Source organism: Arthrobacter halodurans (assembly GCF_041877255.1).
Classification (GTDB): domain Bacteria; phylum Actinomycetota; class Actinomycetes; order Actinomycetales; family Micrococcaceae; genus Arthrobacter_N; species Arthrobacter_N halodurans.
Genome location: NZ_JBHDLJ010000011.1, coordinates 66,210 through 82,061, shown reverse-complemented (window position 1 = coordinate 82,061; position 15,852 = coordinate 66,210). Strand labels below are relative to the sequence as shown.

16 protein-coding genes, 4 tRNA genes and 1 riboswitch are annotated in these 15,852 nt (G+C 73.6%); of the genes, 5 read left to right on the top strand and 15 right to left on the bottom strand.

Features of this window, described 5'->3' with window-relative positions; genetic code table 11:
• Nucleotides 1-2: 2 nt before the first annotated feature.
• The 13 genes from hisF to ACETWP_RS13030 all read right to left on the bottom strand — a co-directional run bounded on the left by hisF (nucleotide 3) and on the right by ACETWP_RS13030 (nucleotide 11,424).
• Nucleotides 3-773, bottom strand: a complete 771-nt coding sequence (hisF, locus tag ACETWP_RS13090) for an imidazole glycerol phosphate synthase subunit HisF (RefSeq protein ID WP_373972695.1) — start codon at nucleotides 771-773, stop codon at nucleotides 3-5.
• A gap of 10 nt (nucleotides 774-783) precedes the next feature.
• On the bottom strand, nucleotides 784-1,632 hold the full coding sequence (gene hisG, locus ACETWP_RS13085) for an ATP phosphoribosyltransferase (protein WP_373972694.1): 849 nt from the start codon (nucleotides 1,630-1,632) through the stop codon (nucleotides 784-786).
• An 85-nt stretch (nucleotides 1,633-1,717) separates the two neighbouring features.
• Nucleotides 1,718-1,981: a phosphoribosyl-ATP diphosphatase gene (locus tag ACETWP_RS13080; protein WP_373972693.1), complete on the bottom strand. Its 264-nt coding sequence runs from the start codon at nucleotides 1,979-1,981 to the stop codon at nucleotides 1,718-1,720.
• A 70-nt stretch (nucleotides 1,982-2,051) separates the two neighbouring features.
• Complete coding sequence (gene ribH, locus ACETWP_RS13075) at nucleotides 2,052-2,534, bottom strand: 6,7-dimethyl-8-ribityllumazine synthase (protein WP_373972692.1); 483 nt, start codon at nucleotides 2,532-2,534, stop codon at nucleotides 2,052-2,054.
• Between the two features lie 122 nt (nucleotides 2,535-2,656).
• The gene (gene ribB, locus ACETWP_RS13070; protein ID WP_373972691.1) at nucleotides 2,657-3,955 is read right to left on the bottom strand and encodes a 3,4-dihydroxy-2-butanone-4-phosphate synthase; all 1,299 of its coding nucleotides are present in this window, start codon (nucleotides 3,953-3,955) and stop codon (nucleotides 2,657-2,659) included.
• Nucleotides 3,952-4,611 carry a riboflavin synthase gene (locus tag ACETWP_RS13065; protein ID WP_373972690.1) on the bottom strand — a complete coding sequence of 220 codons (660 nt, stop codon included), beginning with the start codon at nucleotides 4,609-4,611 and terminating at the stop codon, nucleotides 3,952-3,954. The genes ribB and ACETWP_RS13065 overlap by 4 nt, the downstream gene beginning before the upstream one ends.
• A 14-nt stretch (nucleotides 4,612-4,625) precedes the next feature.
• On the bottom strand, nucleotides 4,626-5,693 hold the full coding sequence (ribD, locus tag ACETWP_RS13060) for a bifunctional diaminohydroxyphosphoribosylaminopyrimidine deaminase/5-amino-6-(5-phosphoribosylamino)uracil reductase RibD (RefSeq protein ID WP_373972689.1): 1,068 nt from the start codon (nucleotides 5,691-5,693) through the stop codon (nucleotides 4,626-4,628).
• Nucleotides 5,690-6,418 carry a nicotinamide riboside transporter PnuC gene (gene pnuC, locus ACETWP_RS13055; protein ID WP_373972688.1) on the bottom strand — a complete coding sequence of 243 codons (729 nt, stop codon included), beginning with the start codon at nucleotides 6,416-6,418 and terminating at the stop codon, nucleotides 5,690-5,692. Before pnuC ends, ribD begins: the two co-directional genes overlap by 4 nt.
• Before the next feature lie 91 nt (nucleotides 6,419-6,509).
• Nucleotides 6,510-6,640, bottom strand: a riboswitch (FMN riboswitch).
• A gap of 13 nt (nucleotides 6,641-6,653) precedes the next feature.
• Entirely contained in the window at nucleotides 6,654-7,337 is a 684-nt protein-coding gene (gene rpe / locus ACETWP_RS13050; protein ID WP_373972687.1) for a ribulose-phosphate 3-epimerase, read from the bottom strand.
• A 4-nt stretch (nucleotides 7,338-7,341) separates the two neighbouring features.
• A complete protein-coding gene (locus tag ACETWP_RS13045) occupies nucleotides 7,342-8,922 on the bottom strand; it encodes an RsmB/NOP family class I SAM-dependent RNA methyltransferase (protein WP_373972686.1) in 1,581 nt (526 codons plus the stop codon).
• Nucleotides 8,919-9,869 carry a methionyl-tRNA formyltransferase gene (locus tag ACETWP_RS13040; RefSeq protein ID WP_373972685.1) on the bottom strand — a complete coding sequence of 317 codons (951 nt, stop codon included), beginning with the start codon at nucleotides 9,867-9,869 and terminating at the stop codon, nucleotides 8,919-8,921. Before ACETWP_RS13040 ends, ACETWP_RS13045 begins: the two co-directional genes overlap by 4 nt.
• On the bottom strand, nucleotides 9,866-10,423 hold the full coding sequence (gene def / locus ACETWP_RS13035; protein ID WP_373972684.1) for a peptide deformylase: 558 nt from the start codon (nucleotides 10,421-10,423) through the stop codon (nucleotides 9,866-9,868). The genes ACETWP_RS13040 and def overlap by 4 nt, the downstream gene beginning before the upstream one ends.
• Nucleotides 10,424-10,509: 86 nt before the next feature.
• Nucleotides 10,510-11,424, bottom strand: a complete 915-nt coding sequence (locus ACETWP_RS13030) for a cytochrome (protein ID WP_373972683.1) — start codon at nucleotides 11,422-11,424, stop codon at nucleotides 10,510-10,512.
• A gap of 197 nt (nucleotides 11,425-11,621) precedes the next feature.
• Between ACETWP_RS13030 and ACETWP_RS13025 the strand changes: the two genes are divergently transcribed.
• From ACETWP_RS13025 to ACETWP_RS13010, 4 genes are all read left to right on the top strand, one after another.
• A tRNA-Gly gene (locus tag ACETWP_RS13025) sits at nucleotides 11,622-11,695 on the top strand.
• Nucleotides 11,696-11,757: 62 nt separating this feature from the next.
• Nucleotides 11,758-11,828 (top strand) — tRNA-Cys (locus ACETWP_RS13020).
• A gap of 31 nt (nucleotides 11,829-11,859) precedes the next feature.
• Nucleotides 11,860-11,931: transfer RNA gene (locus ACETWP_RS13015), tRNA-Val, on the top strand.
• Between the two features lie 68 nt (nucleotides 11,932-11,999).
• A tRNA-Gly gene (locus ACETWP_RS13010) sits at nucleotides 12,000-12,076 on the top strand.
• A gap of 539 nt (nucleotides 12,077-12,615) precedes the next feature.
• On the opposite strand, the gene ACETWP_RS13005 is transcribed toward ACETWP_RS13010, so the two are convergent.
• Complete coding sequence (locus ACETWP_RS13005) at nucleotides 12,616-13,275, bottom strand: helix-turn-helix domain-containing protein (protein WP_373972682.1); 660 nt, start codon at nucleotides 13,273-13,275, stop codon at nucleotides 12,616-12,618.
• Between the two features lie 58 nt (nucleotides 13,276-13,333).
• On the opposite strand from ACETWP_RS13005, the gene ACETWP_RS13000 reads away from it, so the two are divergent.
• A complete protein-coding gene (locus ACETWP_RS13000; protein ID WP_373972681.1) occupies nucleotides 13,334-14,551 on the top strand; it encodes a benzoate/H(+) symporter BenE family transporter in 1,218 nt (405 codons plus the stop codon).
• Here ACETWP_RS13000 and zapE read toward each other — a convergent pair.
• Nucleotides 14,548-15,591: a cell division protein ZapE gene (gene zapE, locus ACETWP_RS12995; protein WP_373972680.1), complete on the bottom strand. Its 1,044-nt coding sequence runs from the start codon at nucleotides 15,589-15,591 to the stop codon at nucleotides 14,548-14,550. The genes ACETWP_RS13000 and zapE overlap by 4 nt on opposite strands.
• Nucleotides 15,592-15,852 lie beyond the last annotated feature (261 nt).

Below are 15,852 nucleotides of genomic sequence, written 5' to 3'. Positions count from 1 at the left end.
GATCAGCGAACAGGAAAACCAGCCTCCTCGATGGCCCGCTTGACCTGCGCGACCATGTCCACCGGACCGAAGTGGAAGATCGACGCCGCCAGGACGGCGTCGGCCCCGGCGGCGATGGCGGGCGGGAAGTGCTCCGGACCCCCGGCGCCGCCGGACGCGATGATCGGCACCTTCACCGCGGCGCGCACCGCGCGGATGAGCTCCAGGTCGAATCCCTCCTTCGTCCCGTCGGCGTCGATGGAGTTCAGCAGGATCTCGCCGACGCCGCGCTCGGCGGCCTCGCGGGCCCACTCCACGGCGTCGATCCCGGTCCCGGTGCGGCCGCCGTGGGTGGTGACCTCGAACCCCGAGGCGGCGCGCGGGTCGTCGGTGCGGCGGGCATCGAGCGAAAGGACCAGGACCTGGGAACCGAACCGCTGGGTGATCTCGCTGATCACCTCGGGCCGCGCGACGGCGGCCGTGTTGATGGAGGCCTTGTCGGCCCCGGCGCGGAGCAGGCGGTCGACGTCGTCGACCCCGCGCACTCCCCCGCCCACGGTCAGCGGGATGAAGACCTCCTCCGCGGTGTGCCGCACGACGTCGTAGGTGGTCTCCCGGTTGCCGGAGGACGCCGTCACGTCCAGGAAGGTCAGCTCGTCGGCACCGGCGGCGTTGTAACGCTTGGCCAGCTCCACGGGGTCGCCGGCGTCGCGCAGCCCCTCGAAGTTGATGCCCTTGACGACGCGCCCGGCATCGACGTCGAGGCAGGGGATGACGCGGATGGCAACGCTCACGAGCGGCTCCTTAGATGCGGCAGGCGTGGATGGTGCTGACCAGGATGGCGCGGGCGCCGAGGTCGTAGAGCTCGTCCATGATCCGGTTGGTCTGCGACTTGCGGACCATCGAGCGCACGGCCACCCAGTCGGAGTCCTGCAGCGGCGAGACGGTGGGCGACTCGAGCCCCGGGGTGAGGCGGCAGGCCTCGTCCACCAGGTCGCGGGAGATGTCGTAGTCGAGCATGGCGTACTGCCGGGCCACGAGGACGCCCTGCAGGCGGCGGATCAGGACGTCGAGCCCGGGGGGGTTCTCGCCGGTACGGCCGATGAGCACGGCCTCGGACTGCAGGATCGGGTCCCCGAAGGTCTCCATGCCGGCCGCCTTGAGCGTGTTCCCGGTCTCCACGACGTCGGCGATCGCGTCCGCGACGCCCAGCCGGACGGAGGATTCGACGGCGCCGTCGAGCCGGACGACCGTCGCGTCGATGCCGCGCACGGCCAGGTACCCGCGCAGCAGGCCGTCGTAGCTGGTCGCGACGCGGCGGCCCGCGAGCTGCTCGGCGGAGGTGAACTCGCCCGCGGGACCCGCGAAGCGGAACGTCGACACCCCGAGGCCCAGCGGCAGGCGCTCCTCGGCATCCCCGTTGACCTCGGCATCCAGGAACAGGTCGCGGCCGGTGATGCCCACGTCCAGGATGCCGCGCCCGACGTAGACGGCGATGTCGCGCGGCCGGAGGTAGAAGAACTCGATGTCGTTGTCCGGGTCGACCATGACCAGTTCGCGGGTGTCGCGCCGCTGGCGGTATCCCGACTCGTTGAGCATGGAGGAGGCCGCCTCGGACAGGGCGCCCTTGTTGGGCACGGCTACTCGCAGCATGGCGTGGCTCTTTTCTCGTGGTGGGTGAAACGTGGCTGGGCCGTCCGGCTCGGACCGCCGCCCGCGCCGGGGCGCGCGGCGGCGGCTAGAGATGCCGGTAGACGTCCTGAAGCGTCAGGCCCTTCGCCAGCATCAGCACCTGAAGGTGGTAGAGCAGCTGGGAGATCTCCTCGGCCGCCTCGTCGTCGGACTCGTACTCGGCGGCCATCCAGACTTCGGCGGCCTCCTCGACGATCTTCTTGCCGATCCCGTGGACACCCGAGTCGAGCTCCGCGATCGTGCGGGAGCCCGCGGGGCGGGCCTCGGCCTTTTCGGCCAGTTCGGCAAAGAGGGTGTCAAAGGTTTTCACCCTACAAGGGTAGCCGGTGGCCCGGGAGCCGCCGACAACGCCTCCGTCAATGTGACGAACTCCTCGGCCCTCAGCGGCCGCCGAGGACCAGGGCGGTCTGGAGTGCGGCGGCCATGGCCTCGTGGCCCTTGTCCTCCGCGGAGCCCGGCAGCCCCGCCCGGTCCAGCGCCTGGGCCTCCGTGTCGCAGGTCAGCACGCCGAAGCCGACCGGCGTCCCGGTGCGCACGGAAACGTCGGTGAGCCCCATCGTCGCGCCCTGGCAGACGAAATCGAAGTGCGGGGTCCCCCCGCGGATCACCACGCCGAGTGCGACGACGGCGTCGAAGCCGTGGGCGAGGCGTCCGGCGGCCACCGGCAGCTCGAACGTGCCGGGGACGCGCACGACGTCGGGCGTGCGGATGCCCGCCTGGGCGGCGGCGCGCAGCGCCCCGGCGACGAGCCCGTCCATGACCTCCTCGTGCCAGCTGGCCGCGATGATGACGGCCCTCAACCCCGCGCGGCCGGCCCCCTCAAGTTCCTCGGCTCCTGCCGCCGGCGCTCCGTGTCCGCTCATGTTCCGTCTCCTCGTGTGGTTGTTCTGTACGTGCGGTGGTTGTTCTGCTCGTGCGGTGGTTGTTCTGTTCGTGTGGTGGTGGTTCTCGTCGCGGGGCGCCGATCCGCCCCTGCGGCGGCGCCCTACTCGGGTGTCGGCGCCGTGAAGACGCCGGGGTCGATGCGGTGCTGCATGCGCTCGCGCTTGGTCTGCAGATAGCGCGCGTTTTCGGGGCGGACTGCCACGGACGTCGGCACGGCCTCGAGGACGTCGATCCCCGCCTGCTCCAGCCACGCCTCCTTCAGCGGGTTGTTGGTGAGCAGGCGGATGCGCTCCAGACCCATGCTGTGCAGGATCGCCGCGGCGGCGTCGTAGCGCCGCGCGTCCACCGGCAGGCCCAGCTGCTCGTTGGCCTCGACGGTGTCCGCGCCGCCGTCCTGGAGCGCGTACGCCCTGATCTTGTTGGCCAAGCCGATCCCACGCCCCTCGTGCCCGCGCAGGTAGACCACGGTGCCGCCCGCGGCGGCCACCGCCGTCAGCGCCGCGTCCAGCTGCTCCCCGCAGTCGCACCGGAAGGATCCGAAGACGTCGCCGGTCAGGCACTCCGAGTGCACCCGGACCAGCGGCGGCGGATCCGCCGGGGCATGGACGTCGACGGGGCCGGAGGGGGCCAGCGCCCCGCCGACCGCCGGCGCCGAGAAGGTGAGGTGTTCGTCCCCGGTGGCCCGCTCGGTCCAGGCCTGGACCGAGAACACGCCGCGCGGGGTCGGGATGGACACCACGGGGCCTCCCACGACGGCCTGGGGCTCCGGCGCGGTGGCCTGCGCGGGACCCCCGCGCGCCAGGTAGCCGGCCAGGTCCTCGATGCTGACGAGGGGGATGTCCCAGGTGGTGGCGAACTCGCGCAGCGCCGGCAGGCGCATCATGTCACCGTCGTCGTGCACCAGCTCGGCGATCACGCCCACGGGTTGCAGCCCCGCGAGCCGGCACAGGTCCACGGACGCCTCCGTGTGCCCGCGGCGCACCAGCACCCCGCCCTCCACGGAACGCAGGGGGAAGATGTGTCCCGGGCGCGTGATGTGCCCCGGTGCGCTGTCCGGGTCGGCCAGCACCCGCGCCGTGACCGCGCGGTCGGCACCGCTGATGCCCGTGGTGACGCCGGCGGCGGCATCGCAGGACACCGTGTACGCCGTGCCCTTGGCGTCCTCGTTGACGTCGACCATGGGGGGCAGGCCGAGGGCGTCGGCGCGCTCGCCGGGCAGGGGGACGCACACGACGCCGGACGTGTGGCGCACCGTCCAGCCCATGAGCTCGGGGGTCGCGAACTCGGCGGCGAAGACGATGTCGCCCTCGTTCTCGCGGTCCTCGTCGTCGACGACGACGACGGGCCGGCCGGCGGCGATGGCGGCGACGGCCGCCTCGATCGGGTCCAGGATGCTCACGGCGCGACCACCTCCGCGCCGGGGGCGGTCGGCGCGGCGGACGCCGGCGCGAAGGCGGCCAGCCGTTCGGCGTACTTGGCCATGACGTCCACCTCCAGGTTCACCGGGTCGCCGACGGCGCGCGCACCCAGCACGGTGTCGCGCAGCGTCGTCGGGATGAGCCCGACCTCGAACCACTGCTCCGCCTCGGTGGCGTCCGCGACGTCCGCGACGGTCAGGGAGACGCCGTCGACCGCGATCGACCCCTTGCGCGCGACGTAGCGGGACAACGCGCGCGGCACCGAGAAGCGCAGGCGCTCCCAGTTGCCCCGGGGCTCACGCTCGGTCAGGGCACCCACCCCGTCGACGTGCCCCTGCACCACGTGGCCGTCGAGCCGGCCCCCGGCGGGCACGCACCGCTCGAGGTTGACGCGGTCGCCGACCCGCAGCGCTCCCGTGGTGGTGTGCCGGAGGGTCTCGCCCATCACGTCGATGTCGACGCGGTCCCCGGCGATGGCCGTCGCGGTGAGGCACACGCCGTTGACCGCCAGCGAGCCTCCGAGCCCCAGATCGGCGGCGTGTCCGGGCGCGGAGACGGAGAGCACGACGGCGTCCCCGTCCCCCGCGGGCCGGATCGCCTCGACGCGGCCGAAGCCGGTGATGATTCCCGTAAACATGGTGCGTTCCTTTTCTATGCGCCGCCCGCCGCGGAAAGTCCCGCGCGCGGCATGGGTGTCAGGTGCAGGGCGATGTCGTCGCCCAGTCGTTGGTGGGAGGGGCCGCCGGCGTCGTCGGGGGCCCAGCGGACGGCATCCCGCAGGGTGCCGATCCCCAGGTCGCCCACGGCCGGCCGTCCCGCGCCGAGGAGCAGCGGCGCCTGGTAGAGCCACAACTCGTCGACGAGGTCCTCGGCCAGGAACGCGGTCGCAATCCCGGCGCCGCCCTCGATCATGGCGTGGTCGATGCCCCGCGCCGCGAGTTCCCGGAGCACGTCGGCCGGGGAGCGGGTGCGGACCTGCGTCCACCGTCCGTCGCCCCGCACCGCGGCCGCGGCGGGGACGTCGCGGCGTCCCATGACCACGCGCAGCGGCTGCCGGGGCAGCGGCGTCCCGTCACCGTCGCGCGCCGTCAACCGCGGATCGTCGGCCAGCACCGTGCCGGTGCCGACGACGATCGCCTCGGCCAGCGCACGCACGCCGTGGCTGTGCCGCCGCGCGTCCGGGCCCGTGATCCACTGGCTCGTCCCGTCCGCGGCGGCGATCCGCCCGTCGAGGGTCTGCGCCAGGTGCAGGGTCGTGAAGGGCCGTCCCGCGCCACGGGCGGCGAACCACCGGCGGTTCAGGGCCCGGGCCTCGTCGGCGAGCAGTCCGGCCTCGACGCGGACACCGCGCGAGGCCAGGTACTCGGCGCCGCCCGCGGCGCGGTCCGTCCCGTCGGCCACGGCGTAGACCACGCGCCCGATGCCGGACTCGGCGATGGCCACCGCGCACGGTCCCGTCCGGCCGGTGTGGTTGCAGGGCTCGAGCGTGACGACCATGGTGAGCTCGCCGGCCGCGGAGCGCGGGACCGGTCCGAGCGCGGCCAGCGCGGCGGCCTCCGCGTGCGGCGTGCCGGCGCCCCGGTGGTGCCCCGTGGCCAGGACGCTTCCGCCGGCGTCCAGCACAACGGCGCCGACCAGCGGGTTGGCGCCGCGGACCCCGCGGCCCGCCGCTCCGAGCGCCGAGGCCATGGCGTCGCGTTCCGCCGCGGTGAACGTCATCGGGGACCCCCGGCCCGGCCGACGGGGCTGTCGCACGGGGTGTCGGCGGACCGTCCGGGCACGGGGGCGCCGGCCGGCGCCGCTGCGCTGGCCCGCCACCAGACGAAGAACCCCGCCAGGGTGAACAGGCCGTAGAACAGGTACATGAAGGCACTCGCGTAGTAGCCCGCCCCGAACAGCAGCGGCACCCCGACGACGTCCACCGCCACCCAGACCAGCCAGAATTCCACCCAGCCCTTGGCCATGCCGAAGGTCGCCACGAGTGATCCCACGAAGGTCCAGGCATCGGCCCATACCGGTTCGTAGGAGCCGAGGTGCCGGAAGACGGGGGTGACGGCCAAGGTGCCGATCAGGAGGACCGCGACGAGGCCGATGCGTTCCGTCCCGGTGGCCCAGCGTGGCGTGATGGCCGCTCCCCCGCCCCGCCTTCCCTCGAGCCAGCGGTGCCAGCCGTAGATGGAGACGGCGATGAACAGGAGCTGCCGCCCGGCCTGGCCCCACAGGTTGGCGGCCTGCGCCGAGTCGAAGACGCTGCCGACGAAAACGGTGAGGAGGATGAGGTTGCCGACGATGCCGACGGGCCAGGCCCAGAGCCTGCGGCGCATCCCGCCGAGGGCGCTCGCGAGCCCGAACAGGTTGCCCACGACCTCGCGGACCAGGAGCTGGCCGCCGCCGACGGGGAGGTGGGCGTTGAACGCGTCGAGCATCCAGCGCATCGGTTCCATCGTTCCTCCTCGAGCCGTGGCGGCTCCGGGGTACGACAGTTCGGCACGGCCGCGGACACCCCCACGGGTGCGCCGATCGACCGCCTTCTCTGTACGCGCTTCTCCCATCCAGACTTTAACTGTCGGTGCCGGAATTTCACCGGCTCAACCGTGGCGCCAAGGCGCCGCGGGTCGCGGACTGTCACCGCCGGTTCGGAATTACACCGACCCCGGAGCACGTATTTGTGTTTGACGATTACATCATATTCGGCGCCGGCCGGGCGGCAGCCTGCGCCGTTTTGCGCAATGTGTCGACCGCCGCCGCGGGGTCCGCGGTTCCGTAGACGCTCGAGCCGGCGACGAAGACGTCGGCGCCGGCCTCGGCGGCGCGCAGGATCGTGTCCCGGGTGATGCCGCCGTCGACCTGCAGGGCGACGGGAAGCCCGGCGCCGTCGATGGCCGCCCGCGCGCGGCGGATCTTGGGCAGGACAACGTCCAGAAAGGCCTGGCCGCCGAAACCCGGCTCCACGGTCATGAGCAGCAGCATGTCCAGCTCGGGGAGCAGGTCCAGGTACGGCTCGACGGCGGTCGCGGGGCGCAGCGCCATCGCCGCCTTGGCGCCGCGCGCCCGAAGCTCGCGCGCCAGCCGCACGGGCGCCGCGGAGGCCTCGGCGTGGAACGTGACCGAGGCGGCTCCGGCGTCGGCGTAGCCGGGCGCCCAGCGGTCGACGTCCCCGATCATCAGGTGGACGTCCAGCGGCAGGTCGGTCACTTCGCCCAGGCGCTTGACCACCGGCAGGCCGAGGGTCAGGTTCGGCACGAAGTGGTTGTCCATGACGTCCACGTGCACCGCGTCGGCGCGCGCGATGCGACCCAGCTCCGCGGCCAGGTTCGCGAAGTCCGCGGAGAGGATGCTGGGGTGGATGGCGCACGTGCTCATCGGTTCAGCCTTTCGTGGCGGTCTGTGCCGGCGTGCCGGCGTCGAGGGTGATCAGCGCGAGGAACATGGCGTCGGTGCGGTGGAGGTGCGGCCAGAGCTGCACGGTGGAACCACCGGCCATCGGGTGCGCGGCGTCGAGGGGCGCCAGGCCGACCCCGTCGATCGCGGATCCGGCGTCGAGCAGGCGCGCCGAGGGGTGGCGGCGCAGCGCGTCCTCGACGACGGCGAGCGTCTCCGCCGGATGCGGCGAGCAGGTGACGTAGGCGACGACGCCTCCCGGTCGGATCGCCGCGAGCGCGGCGTCCAGCAGCTCGCCCTGCAGGATGGTCAGCTCCGCGATGTCGCGCGGGGTCTTGCGCCAGCGCGACTCGGGCCGGCGGCGGAGGGCGCCGAGCCCGCTGCACGGGGCGTCGACCATGATTCTGTCGAACCTCTGGTCGGCGGGGATCCCCGCGTAGCGGCGCCCGTCGCCGACGACCACGGACCAGGCGTCGCGGGGCACGGCCACAAGCGCCTTGCGGACCAGCTCGGCGCGGTGCGGCGCCGGTTCGTTGGCGGTCAGCTCGGCGCCACGTTCCGCCGCGAGCGCCGCCAGCAGCGCGGCCTTGCCGCCGGGTCCCGCGCACAGGTCCAGCCAGTCGGTGTCGCGGCCCTCAAGCGGGACGCCGGCCAGCGCGCGGGCCACCAGCTGGGATCCCGCGTCCTGCACACGCGTCGTGCCCGCGCGGACGGAACGCAGCCTGGAGAGCTCCCCGCCCGCGGAGTAGGCCGAGTCGGGCGCGAGCGTGCCCGGTTCGGCGCCGGACGCGAGCGCCTCCTCGAGGTCCCCGAGGCCGGGCAGCGCGACGAGGTTCACGACGGGGGCGAGGTTGTCCGCCTCGAGCAGCGCACCGATCTCCTCGGCGGACCGGCCGTGGGCCACCAGCGACTGCCGCATGGCGCGGACGATCCACTCGGGATGGCTGTGGGCGATGGCGTCCCGCGCCGCCGGTTCCGTCACGCCCTCCAGGAGGTCGGCGATCCAGGCGTCCAGGCTCCGCGCGGCGACCTTGCGGAGGACGGCGTTGACCAGCCCGGACGGACCCGCGCCGATGACGGCCCGGGCGAGCCCGACGGTCTCGTCCAGCGCGGCGTGCGTCGGCACGCGCATGGCCAGCACCTGGTGCGCCCCGAGCCGCAGGGCGTCGAGGATGGCCGGGTCCAGCTGGTCCAGGGGGCGGTCCACGCAGCGCGCCAGGATGGCGTCGTAGAGGCCCTGGCCCCGCAGGGCACCGTAGGCCAGTTCCGTGGCGAAGCCGGCGTCCCGGCGGTCCAGCCCGCGGTCGCGGATGCGCGCCGGGAGGACCAGGTTCGCGTAGGCGTCCTCGGTGGCCACGGCCCGGAGCACCTCGAAGGCCGCGAGCCGCGCGGGATCCGCGATGCGCTTGCGCTGCGACGGCGCCGAGGTGCTGAAGCGCCGGGGCGCGGCGCCGCCGCGGTTGCGCTCGCGGCCCTGTTCGTTGCGCCGCGGGCCGCCGGGGTGCCCGTCGCGGGGGCCGCCCCGTCCCGCGCCGCCGGCTCGGCCGCCGCCGGTTCCATCGCTCATTCGAAAACCACCCTCGTCGCGGTGCCCGCGCTCGCGGGGGCACCTCCGAGTCCGCGCGCCCAGTCGGCGGCCGACATCAACTTCTTCCCCGCGGGCTGGACCGTGTCCAGCCGGACGGCGTGCGAGCCGGTGCCCACGAGGACCTGCGGCGACCTGCCCGGCACGATCCTGACCTCGCCCGGCGGCAGGCCGCGCTCCCCGGCCTCCGGGCCGACGGGGCCGAGCTTGAAACGCTGGCCGTTCCACGTCGTCCATGCGCCGGGTTCCGGCGTCGTCCCGTTGATCCTCCGGCGGATCGCGAGGGCCGGCTGGCTCCAGTCGACGCGGCCGTCCTGGAGGCCGAGCTTGGGGGCGTGGCTGACGTCCCCGGATTGGGGCACGGGGACCAGGCGACCGGCGTCGATCCCCGCCAGTGTCTGCGCGAGCAGCACCGAGCCGCCGACGGCGAGGCGTCCCAGCAGTCCGCCCGCGGTGTCGTCGGGGCCGATGGCCTCCGTCAGGGTGCCGAAGACGGGGCCGGTGTCCAGCCCCTCCTCCAGCGCGAACGTCACGGCCCCGGTGATTTCGTCGCCGTGGATGATGGCGTGCTGCACGGGGGCCGCCCCGCGCCAGGCCGGCAGGAGGGAAAAGTGCAGGTTGACCCAGCCGTGCCGCGGGATCGCGAGCGCCTCGGCCGGCACGAGACCGCCGTAGGCGACGATGGCCGCCACGTCCGGGGCGGCGCGGCGGATGGCGTCCTGCGCGGTCGCGTCGATGCGGTTGGCGTGGATGAGGGGCAGCCCGAGTTCCGCGGCGCGGGCGGCGACGGGCGAGGGGGTCGGGACGCGCTTGCGCCCCGTGGGCGCGTCCTCGCGCGTCAGCACCGCGACGATCTCGTGGCCGTCCGCGGCGAGCCGCTCGAGCGAGGGGACGGCGACGGCCGGGGTTCCGGCGAAGAGGACCCTCACAGGCTGCCGCCGAAGCTGGATCCGAGCGACGCGGAGCGGCTGGCGACGGTCGCGCCCGCCACCCGGTTGTAGGAGGCGTCGCGGATCTTCCGGAGCGCGTCCTTCTTGTCCTCGCCGGTGAGCCGGTCGATGTACAGGATGCCGTCGAGGTGGTCGGTCTCATGCTGCAGGCAGCGGGCCAGCATGCCCTCGCCCTGGACCACCACGGGGTTCCCGTCCATGTCGACGCCGGTCGCGCGCGTCCAGCGTCGGCGGGAGACGGGATAGCCGAGGCCGGGGATCGACAGGCACCCCTCCACGCGGTCGTCCTGCAGGTCGTCGCTGAGTTCCAGCACGGGATTCACGATGTGGCCGCGCTGGCCGTCGATCTGGAAGGTGAAGACGCGCAGGCCGACGCCGACCTGCGGGGCGGCGAGGCCTGCGCCCTCGACGTTCTCCATCGTCTCGTCCATGTCGCGCACGAGGCGCCGGAGTTCGGGGCCGAAGTCCCTCACGGGATCCGCCGCCGTCCGCAGGACCGGATCGCCGACGATGCGAATTGCCAGAACCGCCATGGGGATGGACTCCTCCCGCCGGCCGAACCGGCAATGTGCTGTGGATGCGTGCGCCGGTCCGCGGGGCGGCCCGGCGCCCTGCCATTCTACGGTGCCGGGCTCGCCTGCGCGGCGCCGGGTCCGCCCGGCGTTGCCGCGGCGGTCCCCGCGGCGGGCGCCGCCGCCGGCGGCGGGCCGACGGGCCGGAGCGCGACCCCGGCGTCGGCGACCTGCATCGTCGCCTCCCAGACCTGCCGGAGGGCCCAGAAGCGCCGCCAGTACACGGGGAGCACCGACGGGCTCGCCATCATCGATTGGACCTCGGTCTCCCCGATGGCCACGCCCAGCAGCATCGGATCCGCGCCGTAGCGCCAGGGCTCCCACGTTCCCGCCTCGGCGTCGACGACCATTTCCTCGGCCTTGTAGCCGGCGACGAGCTGCATGACGACCTTGGGGTCCAGCTGCTTCACCCGGCCGTCGCGCCCGGTGCCCTTCGTCTTGTAGTCGATCAGGCACAGCCGGCCGCCGACCTCGGCGACGAGGTCCAGGGTGCCGGCGTAGCCGACCTGCTGGTTCCACACCGTCACCTCGGCCGCGAGCGGAACGACGCCGTACTCGTCCCACCAGTCGTCGAAGCGCGCGGCGAAGGCCCCCTCCCCGTGCTCGTCCAGGCGGGCCCGGTGCTCGGCGGCCGCGTGGGGGCGGCCGAGCGCGCGCAGCGCCACCTGCTCGCAGTACCCGTGCACCCGGTCGCCGCGGGCGGCGGCGGCGTTGCGGAACGTCTCCGCGGCGCCCGACGCGTCGCGCGCCACGGCGCGAAGCTTCGCCGGGCTGCCGATCGCGCCGGCCAGGCGCTCGTCGTTGACGACGGCGCTCGCGGCCATGTGCCCGATCCAGCCCTCCATCCCCGACGCAGCCTGGCTGATGACGGTCGTGATGGAGGGAACCTCCGGCAGGCCGCCGACGCGTCGCGAGTACATGCGTCCGAAGTCCGTCTGGTGGGCGAGAGCGGGTGAAGTCATGCCATCGATTCTGGCACGGACCGCCGACGGAATGGGGCGCGGTCCGGCGCCGCGGAGCAGCCCGCGCGGACCGCCGACACGCGTCCCCCGGACCCGATTTGGACGAACGGCAAAACGTCGTATAGAGTTTTTACTCGTTGGAAAGCACCGGATCGGGCGGGTCAAACCGCCGCTCCCGGGGCGTCTTTTTCCTTCACGCGGACATAGCTCAGCTGGCTAGAGCGCCACCTTGCCAAGGTGGAGGTCGCGGGTTCGAATCCCGTTGTCCGCTCGCAAGTCACTGTAGTGGCCGACTCGTCGGCCATCCGGGCACGGTTCTCCGTTCCAGGGCATGGTGGGGTGGCCGAGTGGCTAGGCAGCGGCCTGCAAAGCCGTCCACGCGGGTTCGAATCCCGTCCCCACCTCGCATGATGTAGGCTTGCAACACCCTAACAAGGGCGATTGGCGCAGCGGTAGCGCGCTTCCCTGACACGGAAGAGGTCACTGGTTCGATCCCAGTATCGCCCACGAGGAATCTCCGCTTCGGCGGGGATTCTTTCATGTGTTGACCATCCCGCCCGCGGGCATGGACGCACGCGGACATAGCTCAGCTGGCTAGAGCGCCACCTTGCCAAGGTGGAGGTCGCGGGTTCGAATCCCGTTGTCCGCTCCACGCGCCCTTTCGGGCGAAAGAACCCCGGCCCCCGGCCGGGGTTCTTTCTTTTGGCCGTCACGGCTTCTCCCGGAAAGGTTCCTCCGGTTCTTGCCATTCCCGGGGAGGGCTTTCCCGGGAGGATTCTTCCGGGACGACGATTCTTCCGGGAGGACGCCGGCAGCCCCACCCCCCGGACCCGCGCACTGTCCCCTTGCCAATCGGGCACGGTGGCCTAGGATGGTGCTCAGCGGGAGCACGCCTGGCTCCCCGACCGGAGGGAGGTGCCCATTGTCTGAATTTGACGAGCTCGAGGGCAAGGCCGAGGAACTCGGACGCACGACGGGCGGTCTCTCGCTCACCTAGTTCCTCCCGCGTCCCAGGACGCCGCCCGCTCCCGAGCGCGGCAAACGGGTGCCGGTACCGCCGCGAGGCGGGACCGGCACCTGTCGCTTAAGCCCGCACCCCGCCGGCCGCTTCGGGGCGATGTGCCGGCCCGAAGCGGCCGGACCGCCGCACCCTCCGGGGACGCTGCGGTCCGCGGCGCCGGTCCGCGGCCCTCAGCCGGGTGCCGGGGCGGGGTTCACGATGGTCAGCACGCCCGCCGCGCCGGTCGCGGACGCATAGGTGTGCTCCCCCGCGCTGCTCCAGCTCGCCGTCTCGCCGGGACCGAGGGAGCGTTCCGCGCCCGTCGCGCCTACGGCCGCGGTTCCCTCGACCAGCGTGAGGTGCTCCACGACGCCGGGCCCGTGCCCCGGCGACACCCGCCGCCCCGGGCCGATCTCGAGCCAGTAGACCTCGACCAGCCCTCCGCCGGCGGCGGCGCGCGCCTCCAGCAGGGTGGCGGTGACCGTGCCGTCGGAGATCCCCGGGGGCCGCGGCGTGCGGGGAACACCGCCCGGCGCCGCGGCCGCGGCCGTGCCCACGCCGGCGGCGGCCGCACCGCCGGCCGGTCGGGCGGCCGGCCGGGCGGCCGCCGGCGCATCGTCGGCGCCGGACGTCCCGGCGACCAAACGGGCCAGCGGGACGCGCAGGACTCCCGCCACGGCGTAGAGCGTTCCCAGCGTCGGATTGCGCTCGCCCTGCTCGAGTTCGGAGAGCGTCCCCTTGCCGATGCCGGCCGCGGCGGCGAGCCGGGACAGGCTCATGCCTTCCGCCAGGCGCAGGGCGCGAATGCGGCGCCCCACGCCCGCGAGCCGGGGATCGATTGCCGGTGCCATGCGGACAGACTACTGTGGTCAAACGTTCCGTAAACAGAACAGCGCGAAAGGCGGCACCGTGCATCCCGAAGCGACCTCCCCGCGGCCGTCGTCGCTCGCGCGCCCGGTCGTCGCCGGTCTCGTGACCGCGCTGGTCGGCTTCACGTCCTCGTTCGCCGTCGTTCTGGCCGGCCTGCAGGCCGCCGGGGCGTCGCCGACGCAGGCCGCCTCCGGCCTGCTGGCCCTGACGATCGCGTTCTCGCTGTGCACGATCGCCCTGGCATGGGCCACGAGGCTCCCCATCACCACCGCCTGGTCCACACCCGGAGCCGCACTGCTGGCCGCGGCGGGAGGGCTCGCGCTCGGCTGGGACGAGGCGGTCGGCGCGTTCCTGCTCTGCGGACTGCTCATCGCGCTGACCGGGGCGGTGCCCGCGCTGGGGCGCCTGCTGGCCTCGATCCCGGTCCCGCTGGCCCAGGCCATGCTGGCGGGCGTCCTCTTCGAATTGTGCCTGGCGCCGTTCACGGCGCTGGCCACCGTCCCGTGGCAGGCTGGCCCCGTGGTCTTCGTGTGGCTGGCCACGATGCGCTGGATGCCGCGCTGGTCCGTACCCGCGGCCATGCTGGCCACGCTCGCGGTCATCGGCTGGCACATGGGCTCCGCGGGGACGCCGATGCCGGCGGAGGTCCTGCCCCGGCTCGAGTTCACGGCGCCCCGGTTCACGGCCGAGGCCTTCGCGGGAATCACCCTGCCGCTCTTCGTCGTGACGATGGCCTCGCAGAACGTCCCGGGCGTGGCCGTCCTCGCGGGCTTCGGCTACCGGGTGCCGTGGAGCGCGTCGATGCTGGCCACGGGGGCGGGCTCCGTGGCGGCCTCCGTCTTCGGCGGGCACGCGATCAACCTCGCGGCGATCTCGGCGGCACTGGCGGCGGGCGAGGAGGCCGGCGAGGACCGGGATCGGCGGTGGGTCGCGGCCGTGTCGGCCGGATGCTTCTACCTGGTCCTGGGGCTCTCCTCGGCCGCCGTCGCCGCCCTCGCGGCCGCGGCCCCCGCGGGGCTTTTGGCCGCGGCCGCCGGGCTCGCGCTCCTGGGCACGCTCGGCAACGCCGCCTCCTCCGCCCTGGCGGACCCGGCGTCGCGGCTCGGCGCCCTGACGACCTTCCTGGTCACGGCGTCCGGCATCGGCTTCGCCGGCGTCGGGGCGGCCTTCTGGGGACTGGTGGGCGGCCTGGCCGTGCGCCTCCTGGTGGAGGCTCCGCACCGCCGGGCGGGGGCCAAGGCGCGGGCGGGGTCCTAGAGGAGGACCTCGCCCTTCTGGCCCTCCCGCGCCAGCGCCGTCAGCCTCGAGACGGCGCGGAAGTACTTCTTCATGTAGCCGCCGGCCAGCATCTCCTGCGTGAACAGCTCGCTGAACGGCGCCCCGCTGGCCACGATCGGGACGTCCTTGTCGTACAGCCGGTCGGCCAGCACGACGAAGCGCAGGGCCAGGGACTGCTCGGTGATCGTGTGCACGTTGTGCAGGACCAGCACGTCGATGCCGTCGAGCAGCTGGCGGTAGCGGCTGGGGTGCACGCTGGAGAGGTGCCGCACCAGCTCGGCGAAGTCGTCGACCGCCAGCGTCCGGTCGCCGTAGCGCGACGACGCGTACTCCTCGAGTTCGCCGTCGCCGATCGGCTCCGGGGCCTGCGGCAGCCCGCGGTGGCGGTAGTCCTCGCCGTCGATCCGTGCGACGTCGAACTGGTCCGCCAGGACCTGGATCTCCCGCTGGAAGTCGACGGCGGCGAAGCGGCCGTCGCCGAGCGACCCCGGCAGGGTGTTCGACGTGGCGGCCAGCTTGACCCCGGCGTCGGACAGCTCGCGCATGAGCCGCGACATGAGCACGGTGTCCCCCGGGTCGTCGAGCTCGAACTCGTCGATGCACACCAGCTTGTACCCGCTGAGGACCTCCACCGTCTTGCGGAAGGACAGCGCGCCCACGAGATTGGTGTACTCCACGAACGTGCCGAAGGCCTTCGGCCCCGGCGCGGCGTGCCACAGGGAGGCCAGGAGGTGGGTCTTGCCGACGCCGAATCCGCCGTCGAGGTAGATGCCCGCCTTCGCGGCCGGCCGCCGGCCGCCGAAGATCCTGCCGAAGAGGCCGCCCCCGGAGGCGGAGCCGATCCCCGCGGCGAAATCCCGCAGGCGCTGCACGGCCTCGCTCTGCGACGGCTGCGACGGGTCCGGGCGGTAGCTGTCGAAGGACACCTCCCCGAAGCGGTGAGACGGATGGAAACCGGCCAGCAGTTCATCGGCGGTCACTTGCGGAGTCCGGTGTGTCAGGTGCTGGATGGGGGCCACGGGCTGCGTCGGTTCCTTCGGTTCTCGGGCGGGTGGGCGCGCTCGGCGCGCCTTCGCCACTTTACGCCCCGCGCCGCCTCCACTCCCACACCGCGGCGGCGCGCGCCTCCCGCCGCGCGCCGCCCGCACTTCGCGCACCACCCCGCAGACCGGCCCGCGGCCCGTGAAGCCGTCAGCGAAATGTGGCGCGCACCGCGGTCCGGCCCCCGCCGGCGGCCGCGGGCACGGATAGTCTGGAGGGTGAAGACAACCGCAACCGCG